This is a genomic window from Lacinutrix venerupis, from assembly GCF_003663945.1.
GTDB lineage: Bacteria > Bacteroidota > Bacteroidia > Flavobacteriales > Flavobacteriaceae > Lacinutrix > Lacinutrix venerupis.
Genome location: NZ_RCCH01000004.1, coordinates 213428 through 233579, shown reverse-complemented (window position 1 = coordinate 233579; position 20152 = coordinate 213428). Strand labels below are relative to the sequence as shown.

At 30.3% G+C, this 20152-nt stretch carries 24 protein-coding genes and 1 tRNA gene; 10 read left to right on the top strand and 15 right to left on the bottom strand.

Annotation, left to right across the window (positions count from 1 at the left end):
* Positions 1 to 15: 15 nt before the first annotated feature.
* The 4 genes from dapB to CLV86_RS07650 are packed head-to-tail and all read right to left on the bottom strand — an operon-like array spanning position 16 to position 3018.
* Positions 16 to 717, bottom strand: coding sequence for a 4-hydroxy-tetrahydrodipicolinate reductase (dapB, locus tag CLV86_RS07665; protein ID WP_121051362.1), 702 nt, complete (start codon positions 715 to 717; stop codon positions 16 to 18).
* An 11-nt stretch (positions 718 to 728) separates the two neighbouring features.
* Positions 729 to 1352: a DUF5683 domain-containing protein gene (locus CLV86_RS07660; protein ID WP_121051360.1), complete on the bottom strand. Its 624-nt coding sequence runs from the start codon at positions 1350 to 1352 to the stop codon at positions 729 to 731.
* Entirely contained in the window at positions 1342 to 2250 is a 909-nt protein-coding gene (locus CLV86_RS07655) for a ParB/RepB/Spo0J family partition protein (RefSeq protein WP_076733687.1), read from the bottom strand. Before CLV86_RS07655 ends, CLV86_RS07660 begins: the two co-directional genes overlap by 11 nt.
* A gap of 3 nt (positions 2251 to 2253) precedes the next feature.
* Positions 2254 to 3018, bottom strand: a complete 765-nt coding sequence (locus tag CLV86_RS07650) for a ParA family protein (RefSeq protein ID WP_076733686.1) — start codon at positions 3016 to 3018, stop codon at positions 2254 to 2256.
* Between the two features lie 239 nt (positions 3019 to 3257).
* Here CLV86_RS07650 and CLV86_RS07645 point away from each other — a divergent pair, with 239 nt between their 5' ends.
* On the top strand, positions 3258 to 4715 hold the full coding sequence (locus tag CLV86_RS07645) for a CotH kinase family protein (protein ID WP_121051358.1): 1458 nt from the start codon (positions 3258 to 3260) through the stop codon (positions 4713 to 4715).
* Here CLV86_RS07645 and CLV86_RS07640 read toward each other — a convergent pair whose 3' ends face one another.
* The 9 genes from CLV86_RS07640 to CLV86_RS07600 form a co-directional block, all read right to left on the bottom strand.
* A complete protein-coding gene (locus tag CLV86_RS07640) occupies positions 4716 to 5921 on the bottom strand; it encodes a metallophosphoesterase (protein WP_121051356.1) in 1206 nt (401 codons plus the stop codon). It lies immediately after the preceding gene.
* 128 nt (positions 5922 to 6049) lie between these two features.
* The gene (locus CLV86_RS07635) at positions 6050 to 6658 is read right to left on the bottom strand and encodes a hypothetical protein (protein ID WP_121051354.1); all 609 of its coding nucleotides are present in this window, start codon (positions 6656 to 6658) and stop codon (positions 6050 to 6052) included.
* Positions 6659 to 8782: a methylmalonyl-CoA mutase gene (gene scpA, locus CLV86_RS07630; protein ID WP_121051352.1), complete on the bottom strand. Its 2124-nt coding sequence runs from the start codon at positions 8780 to 8782 to the stop codon at positions 6659 to 6661.
* On the bottom strand, positions 8782 to 9495 hold the full coding sequence (locus CLV86_RS07625; RefSeq protein WP_121051350.1) for a hypothetical protein: 714 nt from the start codon (positions 9493 to 9495) through the stop codon (positions 8782 to 8784). The genes scpA and CLV86_RS07625 overlap by 1 nt, the downstream gene beginning before the upstream one ends.
* Before the next feature lie 11 nt (positions 9496 to 9506).
* Positions 9507 to 10850 (bottom strand): methylmalonyl-CoA mutase subunit beta, encoded by a 1344-nt coding sequence (locus CLV86_RS07620; protein WP_121051348.1) that lies wholly within the window; start codon positions 10848 to 10850, stop codon positions 9507 to 9509.
* A complete protein-coding gene (locus tag CLV86_RS07615; RefSeq protein ID WP_076733679.1) occupies positions 10843 to 11145 on the bottom strand; it encodes an FtsB family cell division protein in 303 nt (100 codons plus the stop codon). Before CLV86_RS07615 ends, CLV86_RS07620 begins: the two co-directional genes overlap by 8 nt.
* Positions 11145 to 11753 carry a uridine kinase gene (udk, locus tag CLV86_RS07610; RefSeq protein ID WP_076733678.1) on the bottom strand — a complete coding sequence of 203 codons (609 nt, stop codon included), beginning with the start codon at positions 11751 to 11753 and terminating at the stop codon, positions 11145 to 11147. The genes CLV86_RS07615 and udk overlap by 1 nt, the downstream gene beginning before the upstream one ends.
* A gap of 52 nt (positions 11754 to 11805) precedes the next feature.
* Positions 11806 to 12225 (bottom strand): c-type cytochrome, encoded by a 420-nt coding sequence (locus CLV86_RS07605; protein ID WP_121051346.1) that lies wholly within the window; start codon positions 12223 to 12225, stop codon positions 11806 to 11808.
* Between the two features lie 2 nt (positions 12226 to 12227).
* Positions 12228 to 13331, bottom strand: coding sequence for a PQQ-dependent sugar dehydrogenase (locus CLV86_RS07600; RefSeq protein WP_121051344.1), 1104 nt, complete (start codon positions 13329 to 13331; stop codon positions 12228 to 12230).
* 110 nt (positions 13332 to 13441) lie between these two features.
* Here CLV86_RS07600 and CLV86_RS07595 point away from each other — a divergent pair.
* A tRNA-Pro gene (locus CLV86_RS07595) sits at positions 13442 to 13516 on the top strand.
* A gap of 83 nt (positions 13517 to 13599) precedes the next feature.
* On the opposite strand, the gene CLV86_RS07590 is transcribed toward CLV86_RS07595, so the two are convergent.
* Both CLV86_RS07590 and CLV86_RS07585 read right to left on the bottom strand, forming a co-directional pair.
* Positions 13600 to 14319, bottom strand: coding sequence for a 3-ketoacyl-ACP reductase (locus CLV86_RS07590; protein WP_121051342.1), 720 nt, complete (start codon positions 14317 to 14319; stop codon positions 13600 to 13602).
* Between the two features lie 82 nt (positions 14320 to 14401).
* Entirely contained in the window at positions 14402 to 15040 is a 639-nt protein-coding gene (locus CLV86_RS07585; RefSeq protein WP_076733674.1) for a glutaredoxin family protein, read from the bottom strand.
* Positions 15041 to 15129: 89 nt separating this feature from the next.
* Here CLV86_RS07585 and CLV86_RS07580 point away from each other — a divergent pair, with 89 nt between their 5' ends.
* From CLV86_RS07580 to ftsY, 8 genes are all read left to right on the top strand, one after another.
* The gene (locus CLV86_RS07580) at positions 15130 to 15903 is read left to right on the top strand and encodes a 3'-5' exonuclease (RefSeq protein ID WP_121051340.1); all 774 of its coding nucleotides are present in this window, start codon (positions 15130 to 15132) and stop codon (positions 15901 to 15903) included.
* 37 nt (positions 15904 to 15940) lie between these two features.
* Positions 15941 to 16552 (top strand): fumarylacetoacetate hydrolase family protein, encoded by a 612-nt coding sequence (locus CLV86_RS07575; RefSeq protein ID WP_121051338.1) that lies wholly within the window; start codon positions 15941 to 15943, stop codon positions 16550 to 16552.
* Complete coding sequence (locus tag CLV86_RS07570) at positions 16553 to 16894, top strand: Hpt domain-containing protein (RefSeq protein WP_121051336.1); 342 nt, start codon at positions 16553 to 16555, stop codon at positions 16892 to 16894.
* Between the two features lie 8 nt (positions 16895 to 16902).
* Positions 16903 to 18150, top strand: a complete 1248-nt coding sequence (locus CLV86_RS07565; RefSeq protein ID WP_121051334.1) for a competence/damage-inducible protein A — start codon at positions 16903 to 16905, stop codon at positions 18148 to 18150.
* Between the two features lie 78 nt (positions 18151 to 18228).
* Positions 18229 to 18465 carry a 50S ribosomal protein L28 gene (rpmB, locus tag CLV86_RS07560; RefSeq protein WP_076733669.1) on the top strand — a complete coding sequence of 79 codons (237 nt, stop codon included), beginning with the start codon at positions 18229 to 18231 and terminating at the stop codon, positions 18463 to 18465.
* A gap of 26 nt (positions 18466 to 18491) precedes the next feature.
* A complete protein-coding gene (gene rpmG / locus CLV86_RS07555) occupies positions 18492 to 18674 on the top strand; it encodes a 50S ribosomal protein L33 (RefSeq protein ID WP_076733668.1) in 183 nt (60 codons plus the stop codon).
* Between the two features lie 21 nt (positions 18675 to 18695).
* A complete protein-coding gene (locus tag CLV86_RS07550; RefSeq protein WP_076733667.1) occupies positions 18696 to 18848 on the top strand; it encodes a DUF4295 domain-containing protein in 153 nt (50 codons plus the stop codon).
* 261 nt (positions 18849 to 19109) lie between these two features.
* Positions 19110 to 20084 (top strand): signal recognition particle-docking protein FtsY, encoded by a 975-nt coding sequence (ftsY, locus tag CLV86_RS07545; protein WP_121051332.1) that lies wholly within the window; start codon positions 19110 to 19112, stop codon positions 20082 to 20084.
* Positions 20085 to 20152 lie beyond the last annotated feature (68 nt).

Sequence of the window (20152 nt, the reverse complement as noted above, 5' to 3'; positions counted from 1 at the left end):
CATTTTTATTTAAAGTTAACCAATATTTAACACATCTTTCATTGTGTAAACACCAGTTTTACCGTGTAGCCATTCTGCAGCAATTACGGCTCCTAAAGCAAAACCTTGTCGATTGTGTGCAATATGGTTTATTTCTATAGTGTCCACTTCACTTTTGTAGGTAATATTATGAGTTCCTGGAACATTTTCAATACGCTTTGCAGTAATAGGAAGTACGTTGTCTTTATTACCATCTAGTTTCCATGAAGTGAAATTATTGTGGTTCTCAATAATATCTTCGGCTAAAGAAATAGCTGTACCACTAGGAGCGTCTAGTTTTTGTGTATGGTGTATTTCTTCAATATCAACATTGTAATCTTTTAATGAAGACATCATTTTTGCTAATGTTTTATTTAGCTCGAAAAAAATATTTACGCCTAAACTAAAATTAGATGCATATATAAATGCTCCTTTTTTTTCTTCACAAAGACTTACAATTTTATTGTAATTGTCTAACCAACCTGTTGTTCCAGAAATAACTGGAATATTATGGTTTATACAGTTAGAAATATTTGTAAATGCAGCTTCTGGAATACTAAAATCTATGGCAATATCTGCAGCAGTAATTTCAGAATTTAAAGCTTCAGATGTTTTTATAACAATTTCGTGGCCTCGACTTAAAGCGATAGTTTCAATTGTTTTTCCCATTTTTCCATAGCCAAGTAAAGCAATTTTCATAATCTATACTTTTAATCTAGTTTAAAATTCATTGTTAAGCCAACGGTTCCTTTTCTTTCAAACTCATCAAGTTTATAATGCGGTTTAAAACTTAAATTATCGTCTACATTATATTGTAGTAAATGTGCATCTACATTAGCATCAATAATATTTAAAGCATATAATCCAACGGTTACTAAAAGTGATAATTCTTTATTTCGTCTGGAAGATTTTTGTGCTTCACGTAATGCATCGTCTGTGAATTTTTCAAATTCATCATCATTAAAGCCTGCTAATCTACGTTTGTAAGCATCACGTACACGATTGTATTGCTTATTATTGTCTATATAAAAATAAACACCAGTTCCAATGGCTGCATAAACAATAGGAATTTTCCAATACTTTTTATTATAAGCTTGCCCTAAACCAGGTAAAACAGCAGAGTAGAAGGCCGCTTTAGATGGACGAAGCGGATCGATTTCCTTTCTTACCAATAAAGAATCTGCTGGATTAATAACCAGGCCTTCCTCAATTTCTTGAGTTTGCTCTTTTTTGTTTTCTTTTGAAGTTTTAGTGTTTTTTTCTTTTTCTTCTTGCGCTAAAGCCGAAAAACTAAATAGTAAACAAAAAACAGATATGAGAATTTTATTTGTCACCTTGGACTAACTTTTTAATACGATTGAAATCTTCTTCAGAATGAAAAGGAATTGTTATTTTTCCTTTACCATTACTAGATATTTTAACGTCTATTTTGTGGCCAAAGTATTCTGAAAATGCTGCCATTCCTTTTTTAACATATTTTGGCAACTCTTCTTTTGTTGCTTTTTTAGGTATAACAACTTCGTTTGTACTATTATAGTTTTTAACTAAAGCTTCAGTTTCTCTAACAGATAACTTGTTAGCTAATATTTTTTCGTAAATATCTAACTGTATGGATTGGTCTTCAATATTAATAATTGCTCGTCCATGTCCCATTGACAAAAAACCATCTCGCATTCCCGTTTGAATAATAGGATCGAGTTTTAACAAACGTAAGTAGTTTGCAATTGTAGAACGTTTTTTTCCAACACGTTCACTCATTTGCTCTTGAGTTAATTGAATTTCATCAATTAAACGTTGGTATGATAAAGCTATTTCAATAGGATCTAAATCTTGACGTTGGATGTTTTCAACCAATGCCATTTCCAGACTTTCTTGGTCGTTTGCAATACGAATATAAGCAGGAATAGTTTCTAGCCCAATAGATTTACTTGCGCGAAAACGACGTTCTCCAGATACTAATTGGTATTTTTCAAAACCTAATTTTCTAACAGTTATAGGTTGTATTACACCTAATTCTTTTATAGAAGATGCTAATTCGCGTAATGCTTCTTCGTTAAAACTTGTTCTTGGTTGAAAAGGATTCATTTCTATAGCATCCAATTCTAACTCTACAATATTACCAATTACTTTATCTGCGTTTTTGTCTTGTACAGATTGTATGTCGTTACTAGGGTCTTTTAATAAAGCCGAAAGACCTCTACCTAAAGCCTGTTTCTTAGTTGCCTTCGCCATAGTTTAGGAGTTTTTATTTATTACTTCTTTTGCTAAACTTAAATAATTAGCCGCACCTTTACTAGACGCGTCGTAATTAATTATATTTTCACCATAACTTGGTGCTTCGCTAAGCTTAACATTACGTTGTATTATGGTTTCAAAAACCATATCGTTAAAATGTTTTTGTACTTCTTCAACTACTTGGTTAGATAGGCGTAAGCGCGAATCGTACATAGTTAATAGTAAACCTTCTATGTCTAAAGCAGTATTGTGTATTTTTTGTACACTTTTTATAGTATTTAATAATTTACCTAAACCTTCTAAAGCAAAATATTCGCATTGAATAGGTATAATTACAGCATCTGCTGCAGTTAAAGCATTTAAAGTTAGTAAGCCAAGAGATGGTGCACAATCAATAATAATAAAATCGTACTCATCCTTTATATCGTTTAAAGCTTTTTTAAGCATGTACTCTCTAGAGTCTTTATCTACAAGCTCAATTTCTATGGCAACTAAATCTATATGCGCAGGAATAATATCTAAGTTAGGCGTATTTGTATTTACAATAGCTTCTTTTGCAGAGTTTGTATGCTCTAAAAGTTGGTAAGTTCCAACCTCTACAGTTTCTACATCTATACCTAATCCAGATGTTGAATTTGCTTGTGGATCTGCATCTATAAGCAATACCTTTTTCTCTAAAACGCCTAAAGAAGCTGCTAAATTAACTGAGGTTGTTGTTTTCCCAACACCTCCTTTTTGATTGGCAATGGCAATAATTTTACCCATTAAATGATTTGGTTTTATTAGTGAACTTAAAATAAAAAAGTCCAGCGTAAAAATACAACTATTTATGAGTTAATAAAACCGAAGTTGTTAACAGTTGGTTAAACTTTTTTAGTTGCATTTTTAAATTTACGTTAGTCTATATTTAAAAAATGTATTAAGGCATAAATATTGTAATGTTATATTAATGTATAATAGATTAAAGTTTTTATTCGCTATTTTTAAGAAAATTAAATAATATAATGAAGTATTTATCTCAATTAACACTTATGTCTTTTATTTTACTCTTTCTTACACAGTGTTCTGCACAAGATATGGTCACGGCAGATCAAGGAAGTTTTGGAGTTGATAAAAAAAATAAAATTATTGTTTGGCATCAACAGAATTTAGATGCCATACTCTCAAAAAATAAGAATATAGTAAGTATTAATTTTAATGAGGATTTTTCTTTAAAAAACACTTCTAAAAAGTTGTCTTATAACGAAGGTATTAACGTAACTAATGGCGATGATTACACGTTATATATTTCTAAAATACCATTAATTCATATTACCATAGATACAGAAAATATGACTAACGAGTCTAAAATCGCTGGTAATTTTACCTATTATAATAATAAGGAATTTATTGAAAGTGTAATGGGAGTGAGGTATCGAGGTAATTTGTCTTTAAGCTTTCCTAAAAAATCTTTTGATATAGAATTTTGGACAGATAAAACTTCTCAAGAAAAAAAAGATTTAAAATTTAAAGGTATGCGATCTGATGATGATTGGATTCTTGACGGGATGTATAACGAACCTTTGCGTTTACACTCGGATGTGGCGACTAATTTATGGTTAGATATACAAAAACCTTATTATTTAGATAAAGAACCAGAAGCTAAAAATGGTTTTGAAGTTAAGTATGTTGAACTTTTTAAAAATAACGAATATTATGGTATTTATCAATTCTCGGAATCTGTAGATAGAAAGCAATTACAAATTAAAAAAAGTGAGGGCAATGTAGTTAATGGAGAATTGTATAAGGCTAATTCTTACGATGGAGGACCAGATTTTACTAAAGCTCCAGAGAAATTTAATAATCTTTTTCCACATTGGAGTGGTTGGAGAACAGAGTATCCTTTTATAAACTATAAATCGCATTTTGAAAACTTATTCGAACTTCAACAACTTGTTGTTAAAGGTACAGATGAATCATTTTCTAATAATATTGCTAATAAGGTTAATATTGAAAATGTTATAAATTATTATTTATTTGTTAACGCAATGCGAGCAACAGATAATTTAGGTAAAAACTACTATTTAGGAAAGTATAATAAAAATGAACCTTACTTTTTTGTTGCTTGGGATTTAGATGGTGTTTTAGGAATTATACGAGATGGAGAAAGAGAGCATGTTTCAGATTTTGTTTTAGGAAATGGGCTTTTTAATCGTTTAATAAAGTTAAATCCAAACAATTTTAACCAGAAATTAAAAGACAGATGGATAGCATTAAGAGCAAACGAATTTAGTAATGATGCCTTACTATCTAGAATAGATAAAGTTTATAATAAATTTACAAAAGAAAAGATATATGAGAGAGAGCAATTGGTATGGATAAATAAACTTAATGAGAATACAAATAAGGAGCATTACGAGTATTTAAAGACATCTTTAGAAAATAGATTAACCTTTTTAGACAACCACTTTAAATCTTTATAATTAGTTTGCTAATGGTTTTTTTAAGCCAGCATCATCTATTATAAATTCTTGATTATTTTCTATTAATAATCCTTTTGTTTGTCCTGTAAATTTTATGTAACCATGATTAACGTCTGTAATAATAACTTTTCCGTTAAAACCTGTAGTAATAGAATCTACAGGAGTGTGGCCAATAATTATTTTTTTTGCATCGTAAAATTTTAAAACTCTATCAAGCTCTAATGGTGTAATTTTGTCGTATTGAAATCTCCTTTTTACAAGTCCGCGATACCAAAAAGGACCTTTTAAACTATAAAGAAAATTTACTTTTTCATCTATTAAATTTTCTGTGCCAGTAAAATGAGTGCGAACAAGTTTATTTATTTGTTCTAAACTTAATTTATAATCTAAAATTTCTGGGCTTATTCCGGCATGAACAAAAAGATAGTCTCCAATTTTTTCAATTACATTTTTTGTGGCTAACCATTTTCCTATTTCAGAACGTGTAGAATATAAATATTTAATAGCTTCTTTTTTATCTTCTAATTGACTAATTTCTTGTGCAGCTTTTATGTACTTGCCACGGTTATACCTATGGTCGCCAAAAAAATTAAGGATTTCATGATTGCCTAAAATAAAATGTACTTGTCCGTCTTGTTTTTTTGCTTGTTGTTCTAGTTTATAAATAAGCCAAAGTACTTGAGTAACATTTCTGCCTCTGTCCATAAAATCGCCACCTAAAACTAAATGGCCATTTCCAAAAATCCAATTATGGTTTTCATCTATAATTTTATTAGCATATAAAAATCCCGCAAAAGCATTGTATTTTCCTTCAATATCTGAAATAACCACCATTTTCTCAGGTAGATTGTAAACAGTTTCGGGAATATTGTACTCTTTTTGTAATGGCACAAAAAAGGTATCTTTTTCTATATTATCTACTTTAACACGAATTGAATCTCTATTAAAAAAAGGAGTAACTAAAAGTTTACTTTCTGAAGTTACACGATATAAAGTGTCGTTTATAATGTATGGGCCATCGTTACCGCTAAAACGAATTTGTCTTTTCTTTTTTTTTAAAAATGCCTTTTCAACTATACTTTCTTTTTTTTGTGCTTTTGGATATGTAATGTCTTGAGCAAAAACAATAACAGGAAAGGAAACAGTAAAACATAACAATAAACCAATGGCGAATAAGTTTGTATGTTTTAAATGAAAGTATTTCATGATCTACAATAAGTTATCAAATTTTGTTCCATTTGTAATGTACTAAAATGTTTTAAAATAGGTAACTTAACGTTACTTGAACACCGCTTACAGTATAATTTCATTGTTTTTTTAATTAATATGAATAATTAAAGAAATAAAGAATCTAAAGCCATTAAAATATCAGGATTTCCATAGAAAGTATATAGTTTGCCATCGGGTTTTATTATTATATGGTTAATATCGAAAATAGATTTAGAGAAAAAAGTATTTAAAATAAAATTTTCATTGTCTATATAAACCTTTCTTTTTTTCGATTTTACTTCTTTTGAATCTTTTGAGATTACTAAAAAAGATTGATATTTTTCATTGGTTGTATTTGTGTATTTAATATAATCCCAATATTGCTTATTATTTATCGCTTTTTTTAGCGCTTTTCTCTCTTTATTAAATGTATGGATTGCAATATTTTTTTTTGGATTAAATTCATTTCCAATCAAATTTTTTAATTTACTATGTATTATATTTAATTGATTGTTATTTAGCTGTGAGAATCCTAACCTAGGAGTAATTTTATTTGTTATAGTATTATCATTCTCAGTCTTTACAATATAATTTTTTACTTTATCATATTGTAGAAATGTTTCCTCAGAAATTTGAATTCCGTATTTGTCTTGATAGATAATATTTTTTTCTGTTTGCGAAAAACTCAAAAAAGAAAAAAGACAGGTACAAACTATTAAAAATGTTTTTTTCATTTAATCTATAAGTATTTCTAAAATAGTTATTGCTGCCTCACTAATTTTGGTTCCAGGTCCAAATACAGCAACGGCTCCTGCATCAAATAAATATTGATAATCTTGCTTTGGTATAACACCACCTACAATAACCATAATATCTTCTCTGCCATATTTTTTTAGCTCTGCAATTACTTGCGGAACCAATGTTTTATGTCCTGCGGCTAAACTAGAAACTCCTAAAATATGTACATCGTTTTCAACAGCTTGTTTTGCTGCTTCATGAGGTGTTTGAAATAGTGGGCCAATATCTACATCGAAACCAACATCTGCATAACCAGTGGCTACAACTTTAGCGCCACGGTCGTGCCCATCTTGTCCCATTTTAGCAATCATAATACGTGGTCTACGGCCATCTTGTTCTGCAAACTGGTCTGCTAATTGTTTTGCCTTTTCAAAACTTTTATCTTCTTTTATTTCTTTACTATACACACCAGAAAATGATTTTATTTGCGCTTTATACCTACCGTAAACAGCTTCTAAAGCATCACTAATTTCTCCTAAAGTAGCACGTTCTCTTGCTGCTATTACAGCTAAAGCTAATAAATTTTCTTTTTTAGATTGTGCTGCTTGTGTTAAATTTTCGAGAGCATCATTTACTTTTTTAGTGTCTCGATTTGCTTTTGTTTTTTCTAAACGCTCTATTTGTTGCTTTCTAACAGTTTGATTGTCGACTTCTAAAATATGAAGCGGATCTTCTTCGTCTAAAACATATTTATTAACACCAACAATAATATCTTGTCCAGAGTCTATTCTTGCTTGTTTTCTTGCTGCAGCTTCTTCAATCCTTAATTTAGGTATACCAGCTTCTATAGCTTTAGTCATGCCTCCAAGTTCTTCAACCTCTTCAATTAAAGACCATGCTTTTTGCGCGATATCATGTGTTAGTTTTTCTACATAATAACTTCCTGCCCAAGGATCTACAGATTTAGTAATATGTGTTTCTTCTTGTAGAAATATTTGAGTATTTCTTGCAATTCTTGCCGAGAAGTCTGTTGGTAATGCAATTGCTTCATCTAATGCATTGGTATGTAAACTTTGTGTGCCGCCAAAAGCAGCGGCAGCAGCTTCTATGGTAGTACGAGCTACATTGTTAAAAGGATCTTGTTCTGTTAAACTCCAGCCGCTTGTTTGGCAATGAGTACGTAATGCTAATGATTTTTGATTTTTAGGGTTAAATTGCTTTACTAATTTTGCCCATAACATCCTAGCTGCTCTCATTTTAGCAATTTCCATAAAATGATTCATGCCTATAGCCCAAAAGAATGATAGTCTTGGTGCAAAAGTATCTATATCCATACCTGCGGCTAATCCTTTTTTTATGTATTCTAAACCATCAGCTAATGTATATGCTAGTTCTATATCGCAAGTTGCTCCAGCTTCTTGCATGTGATAGCCAGAAATACTAATGCTATTGAATTTTGGCATATTTTTACTGGTGTACTCAAAAATATCCGAAATAATTTGCATTGATGGTGTGGGAGGATAGATGTATGTATTACGCACCATAAACTCCTTTAATATATCATTTTGTATGGTTCCTGCTAATTGTTCAGGTTTAACGCCTTGCTCTTCGGCAGCAACAATATAAAAAGCTAATATTGGTAAAACGGCACCATTCATAGTCATAGAAACGCTCATTTTATCTAGCGGAATCTTATCGAAAAGCACTTTCATGTCTTCTACACTATCTATGGCTACTCCAGCTTTACCAACATCTCCAACTACGCGTTCGTGATCACTATCGTAACCTCTATGTGTAGCTAAATCGAAAGCAACAGATAGACCTTTTTGTCCTGCCGCTAAATTTCTTCTGTAGAAAGCATTACTTTCTTCAGCTGTAGAAAATCCTGCATATTGTCTAATTGTCCAAGGTCTACGAACATACATTGTAGAGTATGGTCCACGTAAATTTGGTGCAATACCAGCTACAAATCCTAAATGCTCTAAATTTTCTAAATCAGACTTAGAATAATTAGATTTAATTAATATATCTTCAGCAGTAGTATAATTATTTACTGTTTTAGAATCCTGACTTTTAATTTCAGGTTTTATGGAAATATGTTGAATATCTTTTCTACTCATTAATCATGATTATGTCCTTCGTGACCTGGTCTTGTAGATGTTTTAACTGGAGCAGTTTTTGAAGGTGTTTTATTTAAGTCTATACCATTAAGAGCTGGTGTTGCTGGTTCAGCTGGAGTTTTTGGATTTGGATTGGTTAATTCTTCTAAATTTACATCAAGTAACTCTGAGTAGAAAAAAGCCATTGCAACATGTGTTTTTAAAGCTCCATCTACTTGAATATGTCTTGAGTTTCCACTTAAAAGAGGTAATATTAAACGCGGCTCAAAGCTGTTGGTAGACAATAGAGCATTATAAGTAGTGTTAATACTCTTGTCTTTTATATTTTTTGCAATACAGTTTATTAAGGTGTTTGAGTTGTTTAAAGAAGTGATGCCATTTTCTGTTACCCACAAATTAGTTTTTTCCTTTAATATTTTAGCAATATTTAAACTATGTTCGCTAGCGATAGTTTTAATGTTTAATCGACCTCTTTGTTTAAAATTTATAAAATTAGAGTATGATTTTGCAATATTTCTGTTTTGCATATCATAAGTATTAACAATATCATTTTCAAAAGAGTAAACAGCTTCTTTTAGTAAATTTTCATCAGGTAAATCGCAAGCTAATAGGTTTGGTTTTTCGGCATATTTGTAATCAATTTGGTTACTGTTATTGCAGTTAAAGCATGTAATTAATGTTACTAAAGTTAAAAGTTTAAAAATTGTTTTCATTTGTAAAATAATTATTCAGTTTTTAATCGATTTTGTTCAATAGTTTCTGCTAATCTTTTTTCTAAAATGGGTTCAATTAACGTTTTCCTTGTATTTGTTTTTAAAAAAGGATAGAGTTCTAGTTCGTTTTTCATTTTATCGTCTTTATTTGGGTGCTTATTTGTACCTAATAATGTAATCTCTCCACAATCAAAACTAGCTTGCTCTTTTGCTGCGCTTTCTTTTATTTTTTTTTGAATTTGCCCATCTTTTAGTTGTTTTAAAAAACCGCCGTTAAGTTCAATATCTTTAAATAGTGTTAAGGCTTTCTCTGCTAGTTGCTGCGTTAAACTTTCTATATAATAAGCACCATCGGATGCATTTTCTACAATATTAAAATAGCTTTCATGCTTTAAAACTAAAAGTTGGTTTCTAGAAATACGCTCGCCAAACTCATTGTTTTTATGATAAATAGCATCGTAAGGAAGGTTGCAAATGGTATTTGCTCCACCAAGAATAGCACTCATACATTCTGTAGTTGTGCGTAACATGTTTGTGTTGTAATCGTATACAGTTTTATTACGTTTTGTAGGAGTTGCTATTATATGGCATTCTTCTAAAACATTATATTCTGTTGCTAGAGTTTTCCATAATACGCGTAATGCGCGAAGCTTTGCTATTTCAAAAAAATAGTTAGTGCCAACCGAAACTTTAAAAGTAATTTTAGAGTTTAAGTTGTTTTTAAAATAATTTAAATATTCGTTAGCATGTGCTAAACTGTAAGCCAATTGCTGTATAATGGTTGCTCCTGCATTTTGGTATAAACTTAAATCTACGCTAAGCGAGTTGTTGTTTGTTGAAATAATATTGCTTAAAATACTAAAATCGTCTTGCAAATTATTAAACCAATTTCCTGATTTAGCAAGATTACCAACGGTGTCTGTTAAAACGGAAACACCTGAAATAGCAGTTAATTTTTTTGTGTATTCTAAATCTAAAAATTGTAACTCAAAGTATAATGGAGTAGTAGAGGAGTCTATGTCTTTTATTAAAAGTTCTATAGATACTTCTCTATTTGGTACAATAAAATATATACTTTCTGCTCCTTTTTTAATTGCATTTAGAGCTTTTTTATTGGATTTTTCGACATCGAAAACAAAAATAGTTTCACAAATAGACCATGTATTTGATGCTACTTCTAAAAAAGGTTGGTCTTCAAAATCATTTATATGATAAAATGGTTTAACATTAATATCTTCACTTGTGTTCCAAATTAAAGTATCGTTATAGTCTGCACCTTTTAAATCTACTTGTATTTTTTGTTTCCAAGCTTTATCAGAAACAGTATCAAATTCATTAAATAACTTTTTACTCATCTGTTTTAAAATTTAAACTGTCTTGATATTCAATAATATAAATGTCTTCATTATCACGCTTCATGTAATACTCTTCGCGAGCAAATTTCTCTAAACCTTCTTCTTTTTTTAGCTCTTTAATTGCCTTGTTGTCTTTAATAATTTCTTTTCTGTAATAATTCTTTTCATTTTCTAACTTCTCAATATCGCTATTAAGTTCATTATGGATTAATAAAGAATTACTGTCCCAAAAAAGCATCCACAAAGCGAATCCTATAAAAATAATTAAAAATTTATTTTTAAAATATTTAAGCATTAATTTAGTTTTTCGTTAATTATTGTACGTACAATATCAACAGCAACAGTATTATATTTATTGTTTGGTATTATTAAGTCTGCATACTCTTTCATTGGCTCAATAAATTGTTGATGCATTGGTTTTAATGTTGTTTGGTAACGTGTTAAAACCTCGTCTATATCTCTACCTCGCTCAGCAATATCTCTTTTTACACGTCTAATTAAACGCTCATCGCTATCTGCATGAACAAATATTTTAATATCGAACATATCTCTAATTTTAGGTTTGCTAAGAATTAGAATACCTTCAACAATCATTACATGTTTTGGGTGTGTAGTAATTGTTTCTTTTGTTCTATTATGATCTACAAAAGAATATACAGGTTGTTCTATACTATTACCAGCTTTTAAGGTGGTAAGATGTTGTCTCAATAACTTAAAATCTATAGACTTTGGGTGGTCAAAATTAATTTTAACACGCTCCTCGTAAGACAAATCTGAAGTGTCTTTGTAATATGAGTCTTGAGATATTATACCAACTTCTCCTTCTGGAAGTTCATTCATTATTTGCTCTACCACAGTGGTTTTACCACATCCAGTACCACCAGCAATTCCTATTATAAGCATGTTTTGTTTTGTTAGATTTAATCAAACAAATTTAGGAATTTGAAACAAAATATTAGCGCTCAATCTTCGAAACTTCTTCTTCAGTTATTAACGAGTTGTTTTTGTTTCCCCAACTGTTTGTAATATAATTCATTACGCTAGCTATTTCTTTATCACTTAAACCTTGTGCAGCCATAGTTGTGTTATACTTTACGCCATTAACTGTAATTTCACCAGAAAGGCCGTATTTAATAGCTTTTATACTTTTTATTCTATTGTTTTTAAGATAATCCGAATTAGCTAAAGGCGGAAAAGTTTTTGGTACACCTTCTCCATTTGGCATGTGACATTGTATACAAAAGTCGTTGTAAATTTCTTTGCCTTCAGAAAAATCTTGTCTAACTGAAATTAAATTTTCTGCGATTTTTTTATCTGAAGAATTGCAAGAGCAAATAAAAATTAAAAGACATAAAATGAAGCTGAAGTTTTTCATACTTAACTTCTTATTAATTTAACTATTCCTAAATTTTCTACACCAACATAAATAAAACCATCAGGTCCTTGTTCTATAGAACGTACTCTACCAATATCGTCAAGAAGTCTTTCCTCTTTAATAACCTTCCCGTTTTTTAATGTGCAACGATCTAAATAGCTAAATTTTAAGGAGCCAACTAAAAGGCTACCTTTCCAATCTCCATATTTATCTGAAGAAATAAAAGCCATACCACTTGGTGCAATAGATGGATCCCAATAATGTAACGGTTGCTCCATTCCTTCTTTTTCTGTTTCGTCTGTTATTGAGGTTCCAGAATAATTTTTACCATAAGTTATAACTGGCCAGCCGTAATTTTTACCTTTTTCAATAATATTTATTTCATCTCCACCTTTAGGACCGTGTTCGTGAGACCAAATAGCTTTAGTTTCAGGATGCAATTCCATACCTTGTGGATTGCGATGTCCATAAGACCAAATGGCTGTTTTAGCATTTTCTGAGTTTACAAACGGATTATCTTCAGGTATTGTGCCATCATCATTCAAGCGGTAAATTTTACCGCCATCTTTAGTAATATCTTGCGGATTTTCATCTCTATTTCCACGCTCACCAATAGAGAAAAATAAATAGCCGTCTTTATCAAAAACAATACGAGATCCAAAATGTTGACCTCTTGTGGTATTTGGTTCTGCTTTGTAGAATAGTTGTTTTTCAATTAAAGAATCGTTTTTAATTTTTGCTCTCATAATCGCAGTATTTCCTCCTTTTTCTTCACCTTTTGGTGAAGCATAAGAAAAATAAACCCAACCGTTATTTTTATAATCTGGATGAATGTTAATATCTAATAAACCTCCTTGGCCTCGAACATAAATATTAGGTAATCCTTTAATTTCTTTTTTTATTTTGTTTTTAAAATGAATAATCTTTCCCTCTTTTTCTGTAATTAAAATAGATGCATCTGGAAGAAACACAAATCCCCAAGGATTAATTAAATCTGGTACAATAATTTCGTGAGAGTTTTTATTATTAACAGGATTTTTGTCTTGAGCACACGAGGAAAGTGAAATAAAAAAAAGTAATATGTAAGTTAATTTTCTTGTTTTCATTTTTTAATTTAAAAGTTTTCTACAATTTACAATAAAAATAGTTTGTTATTTAAATAAGTAAAGTATATTTGCACTTCTAAAATTTAATATTTTAGTTTAATAAATATTTTCGGGGTGTAGCGTAGCCCGGTTATCGCGCCACGTTTGGGACGTGGAGGCCGCAGGTTCGAATCCTGCCACCCCGACAAAAAAAGCTTTGCAATATTGCAAAGCTTTTTTTATTTTAATTTTTTAATGGAATAAAATTACAGTTTTACTTCATTAAAAATTAAGGATTGGTAGACCATAAAGCAGCACTTTTAAGCATTGCTCTTCGAGGAAGTTTTAAACCAGCAACTATTAATTCTGCAAAATCTTCAGGTTGTAAAACACTATCTTCAGAATTTTTATCTGCGATGCCTAAATTTATAGACATGTCTGAGGCTATTGTGCTTGGTGTTAATGTGCAAACTCTAATGTTGTTTTTGCGAACCTCTTTCATTAAAGATTCAGACATTCCTATTACTGCAAATTTAGATGCAGAATATGCCGATGTGCTTGCATTACCATTTAATCCTGCTGTTGAAGAAATGTTTATAATGTCTCCTTGGTTTTTATCTATTAAATAAGGAAGAACTTCTTTTGTAACATAATACATTCCCATAAGATTGGTTTGTATTATTTGGCTCCATTGGTTAACATCCATGTCGTTAAGTGTTCCAAAAGCAGCAATACCTGCATTGTTTACTAGAATATCTATAGTGCCAAGCTCTTTTATTATGGTTTTAATGTTAGATTTCACTTCATCATAATTACTAACATCAAAAACTGAATAAATGGCATTAACTCCATAAGTTTTTAATTCTGTAACGGTTTCTATTAAGACAGCTTCATTTCTTCCTGTTATAGCGATATCAATACCTTCTTTTGCGAAAGCGATAGCTGTAGCTTTGCCTAAACCTCTGCTTCCTCCTGTAATTATTGCTTTTTTGTTTTTTAATGTATTCATTCCTACTTTATAATTGTAATTAGTTATGTTTTTTATTTATTTTATTATATATCTTAATGGTTATTATTGAATGCAGAAGAACTTAATTAAAAGCTTCACGTAATGCTGCTATAAAATCTTCAACACTTTTTATTTTGTTAAATACTTTATCATCAACTTTTAAAAGAGGTATTCGATTTTCGAATAAATTTTCTTTGTCTGCTCTAAACTCTTTAATTATTTTAAGGTAATTTATACTGTCTTTATCTATATTGTATTCTGTAAAAGCAATTTTGTTATTAGTTAAAATACGTTTTGTATCTGGACAAATTAAACAATCATCTTTAGTGAAAATTGTGACCTTTTTGTCTTTAATGGCTTTATCTAGTTTAAAATCAATAGCTTCATGGTCTTTGTTAAATTCTAAAGCATAGGCGACTTCGTTTACAACAAAAACAGAATCATAATTACCTTCTGTTCCATTTAATTGTATTAATGTCATTAATTTAATTTTACTATTTGCAGCAATATTTCTAATAATAGGTCTGTTACTGCTTCTTCTAAAATCTTTAGTATCTACTTTTAAAAAAACATCGTAAGAAATAGAATCTGTATTTGTTGCATAGAGTGTTATGCGTTTACCTTTTTTCTCCTCTGAAAGCTTTACATATTTATGGTTATTTTGTCCAAAACTATTTAATAATATAGATAGGAATATAATAAGCGTAAGGTATGTCTTCATATTTATAATTGATATCAAAGTAAAAATAATATAATACGTCTATATTTGCATAAATCGTACCATAATTTGGTGCTAAATTACAAATATAGATGCAATTAAATCTTACAAAACCAGTTTGCTTTTTCGATTTAGAAACCACAGGAGTTAATATTTCTAAGGATCGAGTAGTTGAAATTTCAATTTTAAAAGTATTTCCAAACGGAAATAAAGAAAGTAAAACTTGGTTGGTAAATCCAGAAATGCCAATTCCTCCCGAGGTTTCAAATATTCACGGAATTACAGATGAGCGTGTAGCAAACGAGCCAACATTTGCGGCCTTAGCAAAAGAAATTAATACTATGATAAAGGATAGTGATCTTGCAGGATTTAATTCAAACCGTTTTGATATACCTTTATTAGCAGAAGAAATGTTAAGGGCAGAGGTAGATTTTGATATGAAAGGACGAGTTGCAATTGATGTGCAGACTATCTTCCATAAAATGGAAAAGCGTACATTAAGTGCTGCTTATAAGTTTTATTGCGATAAGAATTTAGAAAATGCTCACTCTGCTGAAGCAGATACATTGGCAACCTACGAAGTTTTAAAAGCACAATTAGACCGTTACGACGATTTAGAAAATGATACTAAATTTTTAGCAGAATTTAGCGCTCATAAAAAGTTTGCAGATTTTGCAGGATTTATAAATTATAATAAAGAAGGAGAAGAGTGTTTTAGTTTTGGAAAACATAAAAACAAAAGAGTTTTAGATGTTTTAGAAAAAGAACCTGGTTATTTTGGATGGCTTTTAAACGCAGACTTTCCATTGTATACTAAAAAAGTACTTACAGCAATTAAGTTAAGGACCTTTAATAATAAAATATAAAACTTATTATACAATAATAAAGAATACAATTATAAAAATGAAACTAATTTGTATAGGTAGAAACTACACAGATCATATTAAGGAGTTGGAAAATGAAAAACCATTAGATCCTGTAGTTTTTTTAAAACCAGACACAGCTATTTTATTAAAAAAGCAACCTTTTTTTATACCAGAATTTTCTCAAGATGTACACCATGAAGTAGAAGTTTTGGTTAAAATAAATAGAGTTGGTAAGTATATTGATAAAAAATTTGCAAATAAGTATTACAATGAAATTGGTTTAGGTATCGACTTTACAGCAAGAGATTTACAAGCAAAGTTAAAAGAAAAAGGTTTATCGTGGGAAAAAGCAAAATCCTTTGATGGAGCAGCAGTAATAGGTGATTGGTTGCCAAAAACAGAGTTTAAAGATTTAAATAATTTAAATTTTAGTTTAAAAAAGAACGATAAAACTGTCCAGCAAGGAAATACCAATTTAATGTTGTGGAAAATTGATGAAATTATAGAATATGTGTCGAAATATTTTACTTTAAAGATTGGAGACATTATATTTACGGGAACACCAGCTGGTGTTGGCAAGGTAATTGCCAACGATAAACTAAAAGGATACATTGAAGATAAACAACTATTCTCTATAACAGTAAAATAAATGGAACAACATTACAAGCTACATAGATTACGTGAACTCGCAGATAATGATCAAGATTTTATAATAGCTTTAGCAGAAACTTTTCTGGAAGAAGTACCTGCAGATGCTAAAATATTAAAAGAAGCAGTAGAGAATGTAAATTTTCTTCAAAGCTATCAAACAGCTCATAAAATGAAACCAACAATTGATGTTTTCGAACTTGGTGTTTTAGATAAACTAATAGAAATTCAAGATTGGGGAAAATTTGAAATGGCAGACAAAAACGTTTCTTCTCAATTAGCAGACGTTTTAGCTGCAATAGAAAACGCTTCAAACGAAATTAAGTCAGATTTTAATTTATAAGCTATTACATGCAAGCCGAAATCATTACCATTGGAGATGAGATTCTAATTGGGCAAGTTGTAGATACAAACTCGGCATTTATAGGTAAATTATTAAATACCATTGGTATATCCGTTTACCAGATAACTTCCGTTCAAGACGAAAAACAACACATTTTAAAAGCTTTCGCAGAAGCAGAAGAAAATGCAGATATTATTATTGTTACAGGAGGTTTAGGCCCAACAAAAGATGATATTACAAAACATACTATTGCCGAATATTTTAATGATAATCTAGTTAGAAATACTGAGGTTACAAAAAATATAGAGAGACTATGGCGAGACTATGTTAAAAAACCTATACAACAAGTAAATTTAGACCAAGCACTTATACCATCAAAAGCAAAAGTTTTAATGAATATGGTTGGTAGTGCTCCAGGAATGTGGATTGAAAAAGACGAAAAAGTTTTTATATCCATGCCAGGTGTTCCATTCGAAATGATGGCACTAATGCAAGAAGAGGTAATCCCGAAGTTAAAAATAAAATACAAACGACCATATATTGTACATAAAACACTTATTACTTATGGAATAGGAGAAAGTATGCTAGCTGCAAAAATTGAAAGTTGGGAAAACAATTTACCTCACCATATAAAATTAGCATATTTACCCAATTTAGGCAAAGTAAGATTAAGATTATCTGGAAAAGGATTAGATGAAACAGTTTTAAACAACCAAATAAAACAACAAATAGAATACCTTTTACCATTAATAAAAGATGAATTTGTAGGTTTCGAAGAGGACGGAGATATAGAAGTGTTAATAGCAAAAGCATTAACTCAAGACAATAAAACCCTATCTATTGCAGAAAGTTGTACAGGAGGAAAGCTAGCAGAAACATTTACACAACACGCAGGAGCATCCTCTTTTTTTAAAGGTGGTACAGTTACCTATGCAACACAAAGTAAAATAGATATTTTAGGCGTTTCTAAATCTTTAATAAATAAACATTCTGTAGTTAGCGCACAAGTAGCAGAAGCTATGGCAACACAGTGTAGAGTTTTATATAAAAGTGATTATGCAATCTCAACAACCGGAAATGCAGGGCCAAATAAAGGAGACGCAGACGCAGAAATTGGGACTGTTTATATTGCTTTAGCAACAAAAAACAATGTTTTTTCACAAAAACTTGAGTTAGGTAATGATAGGAAAAGAGTAATAAACAAGGCTATAAATAAGGCTTTAGAGCTCTTAAAAAAAGAAATTTTTAAAAATTGATAAAAAACAGATTGTCAATACTAAAAGATTTCATATATTTGCACCTCGAATTTTAATAACAATTTAAAGTTATAAGTAATGTCAAGAGTTTGTGAACTTACAGGAAAGAAAGCAATGGTTGGAAACAACGTTTCGCATGCAAAAAATAAAACAAAGCGTACATTTGGTGCTAATTTAATAAAAAAGCGTTTCTTTATACCTGGAGAAGATAAGTGGGTAACTTTAAAAGTATCTACTTCTGCATTAAAAACAATTAATAAGGTTGGTATTGCAGCAATGTTAAAAGATGCAAAAGCTAAAGGATTTTATAAATAATAGCCAAGCTATAAAGTAATAATAAAATGGCAAAAAAAGGAAACAGAGTACAAGTAATATTAGAGTGCACAGAGCACAAAGAATCTGGACAACCAGGAACTTCTCGTTATATTACAACTAAGAATAAAAAGAACACACCAGATAGAATGGAGATTAAGAAATTTAATCCAATCTTGAAGAAAATGACTGTTCATAAAGAAATTAAATAATTACATAATACTTTATAAGTTATGGCTAAAAAATCAGTAGCATCGTTACAAACAGGATCTAAGAGATTGTCTAAAGCAATCCGTATGGAAAAATCTCCAAAAACTGGAGCTTACATGTTTGTTGAAAAAATTATGTCACCAGACTTAGTAAACGATTTCTTAGACAAGAAATAAACTTTACTTTTAATAATATATTTAAGCTGCTTTCTTAATAGAAAGCGGCTTTTGTTTTATATTTACATTTCATTTTAATGACAAAGTAGCAGTAATACAAAAAAGGCTTGACTATTGTTATTAAAATTTGGGCGTTACCTAAAGGTCGGGCTTTCCGCTATACCTTTTTGCAGAAAAAGCAAAAAGGATGCCGCTGCAATCCCTAACGCACATTATGTAAGGTTTAAGCCTTACAACTCAACAATAAATAACAAGATAGTAATGAGTTTTTTTAAAAAAATATTTTCTTCAGAAAAAAAGGAAACTTTAGACAAAGGTTTAGAGAAAACAAGTACAAGCTTTTTAGGAAAGTTAAGTAAAGCAGTAGCAGGAAAATCAAAAGTCGATGATGACGTTTTAGACAATCTTGAAGAAGTTTTAGTATCTAGTGATGTGGGTGTAAATACAACATTAAAAGTAATTACACGTATAGAAGAACGCGTTGCAAAAGATAAATACTTAGGAACCGATGAGCTTAACAGAATTCTTCGCGAAGAAATTGCAGGCTTATTAAGTGAAACCAATACAGGTAACGAAACAGATTACACTATCCCAAAATTAGAACCACAATCTAACGGCACAAAAACACCTTATGTTTTAATGGTAGTTGGTGTAAATGGTGTTGGTAAAACAACAACAATAGGGAAATTAGCTTACCAATTTAAAAAACAAGGCTTAAATGTAGTATTAGGCGCTGCAGATACCTTTAGAGCTGCTGCAATAGATCAATTACAAGTTTGGGCAGATAGAGTAGATGTGCCAATGATAAGACAAGACATGGGTAGTGATCCTGCAAGTGTAGCCTTCGATGCTTTAGAATCTGGAGTAAAACAAAATGCAGATGTTATTATTATAGATACAGCTGGACGTTTACATAATAAAATTAACTTAATGAATGAGTTAACAAAAGTGAAACGTGTTATGCAAAAAGTAATTGGAGATGCGCCACACGATGTATTGTTAGTTTTAGATGGTTCAACTGGACAAAACGCATTTGAACAAGCCAAACAATTTACTGCAGCAACAGAAGTAACATCTTTAGCGGTTACAAAACTTGATGGAACTGCAAAAGGAGGTGTTGTTATAGGTATTAGTGACCAGTTTCAAATTCCAGTAAAGTATATTGGTGTAGGAGAAGGTATTGAAGATCTGCAGGTTTTTAATAAATATGAATTTGTAGACAGTTTTTTTAAGTAGAAATCATTAGATAAATTTAGAAATAAAAAAATCCTTTAGAAGTTAATTCTAAAGGATTTTTTTATGTT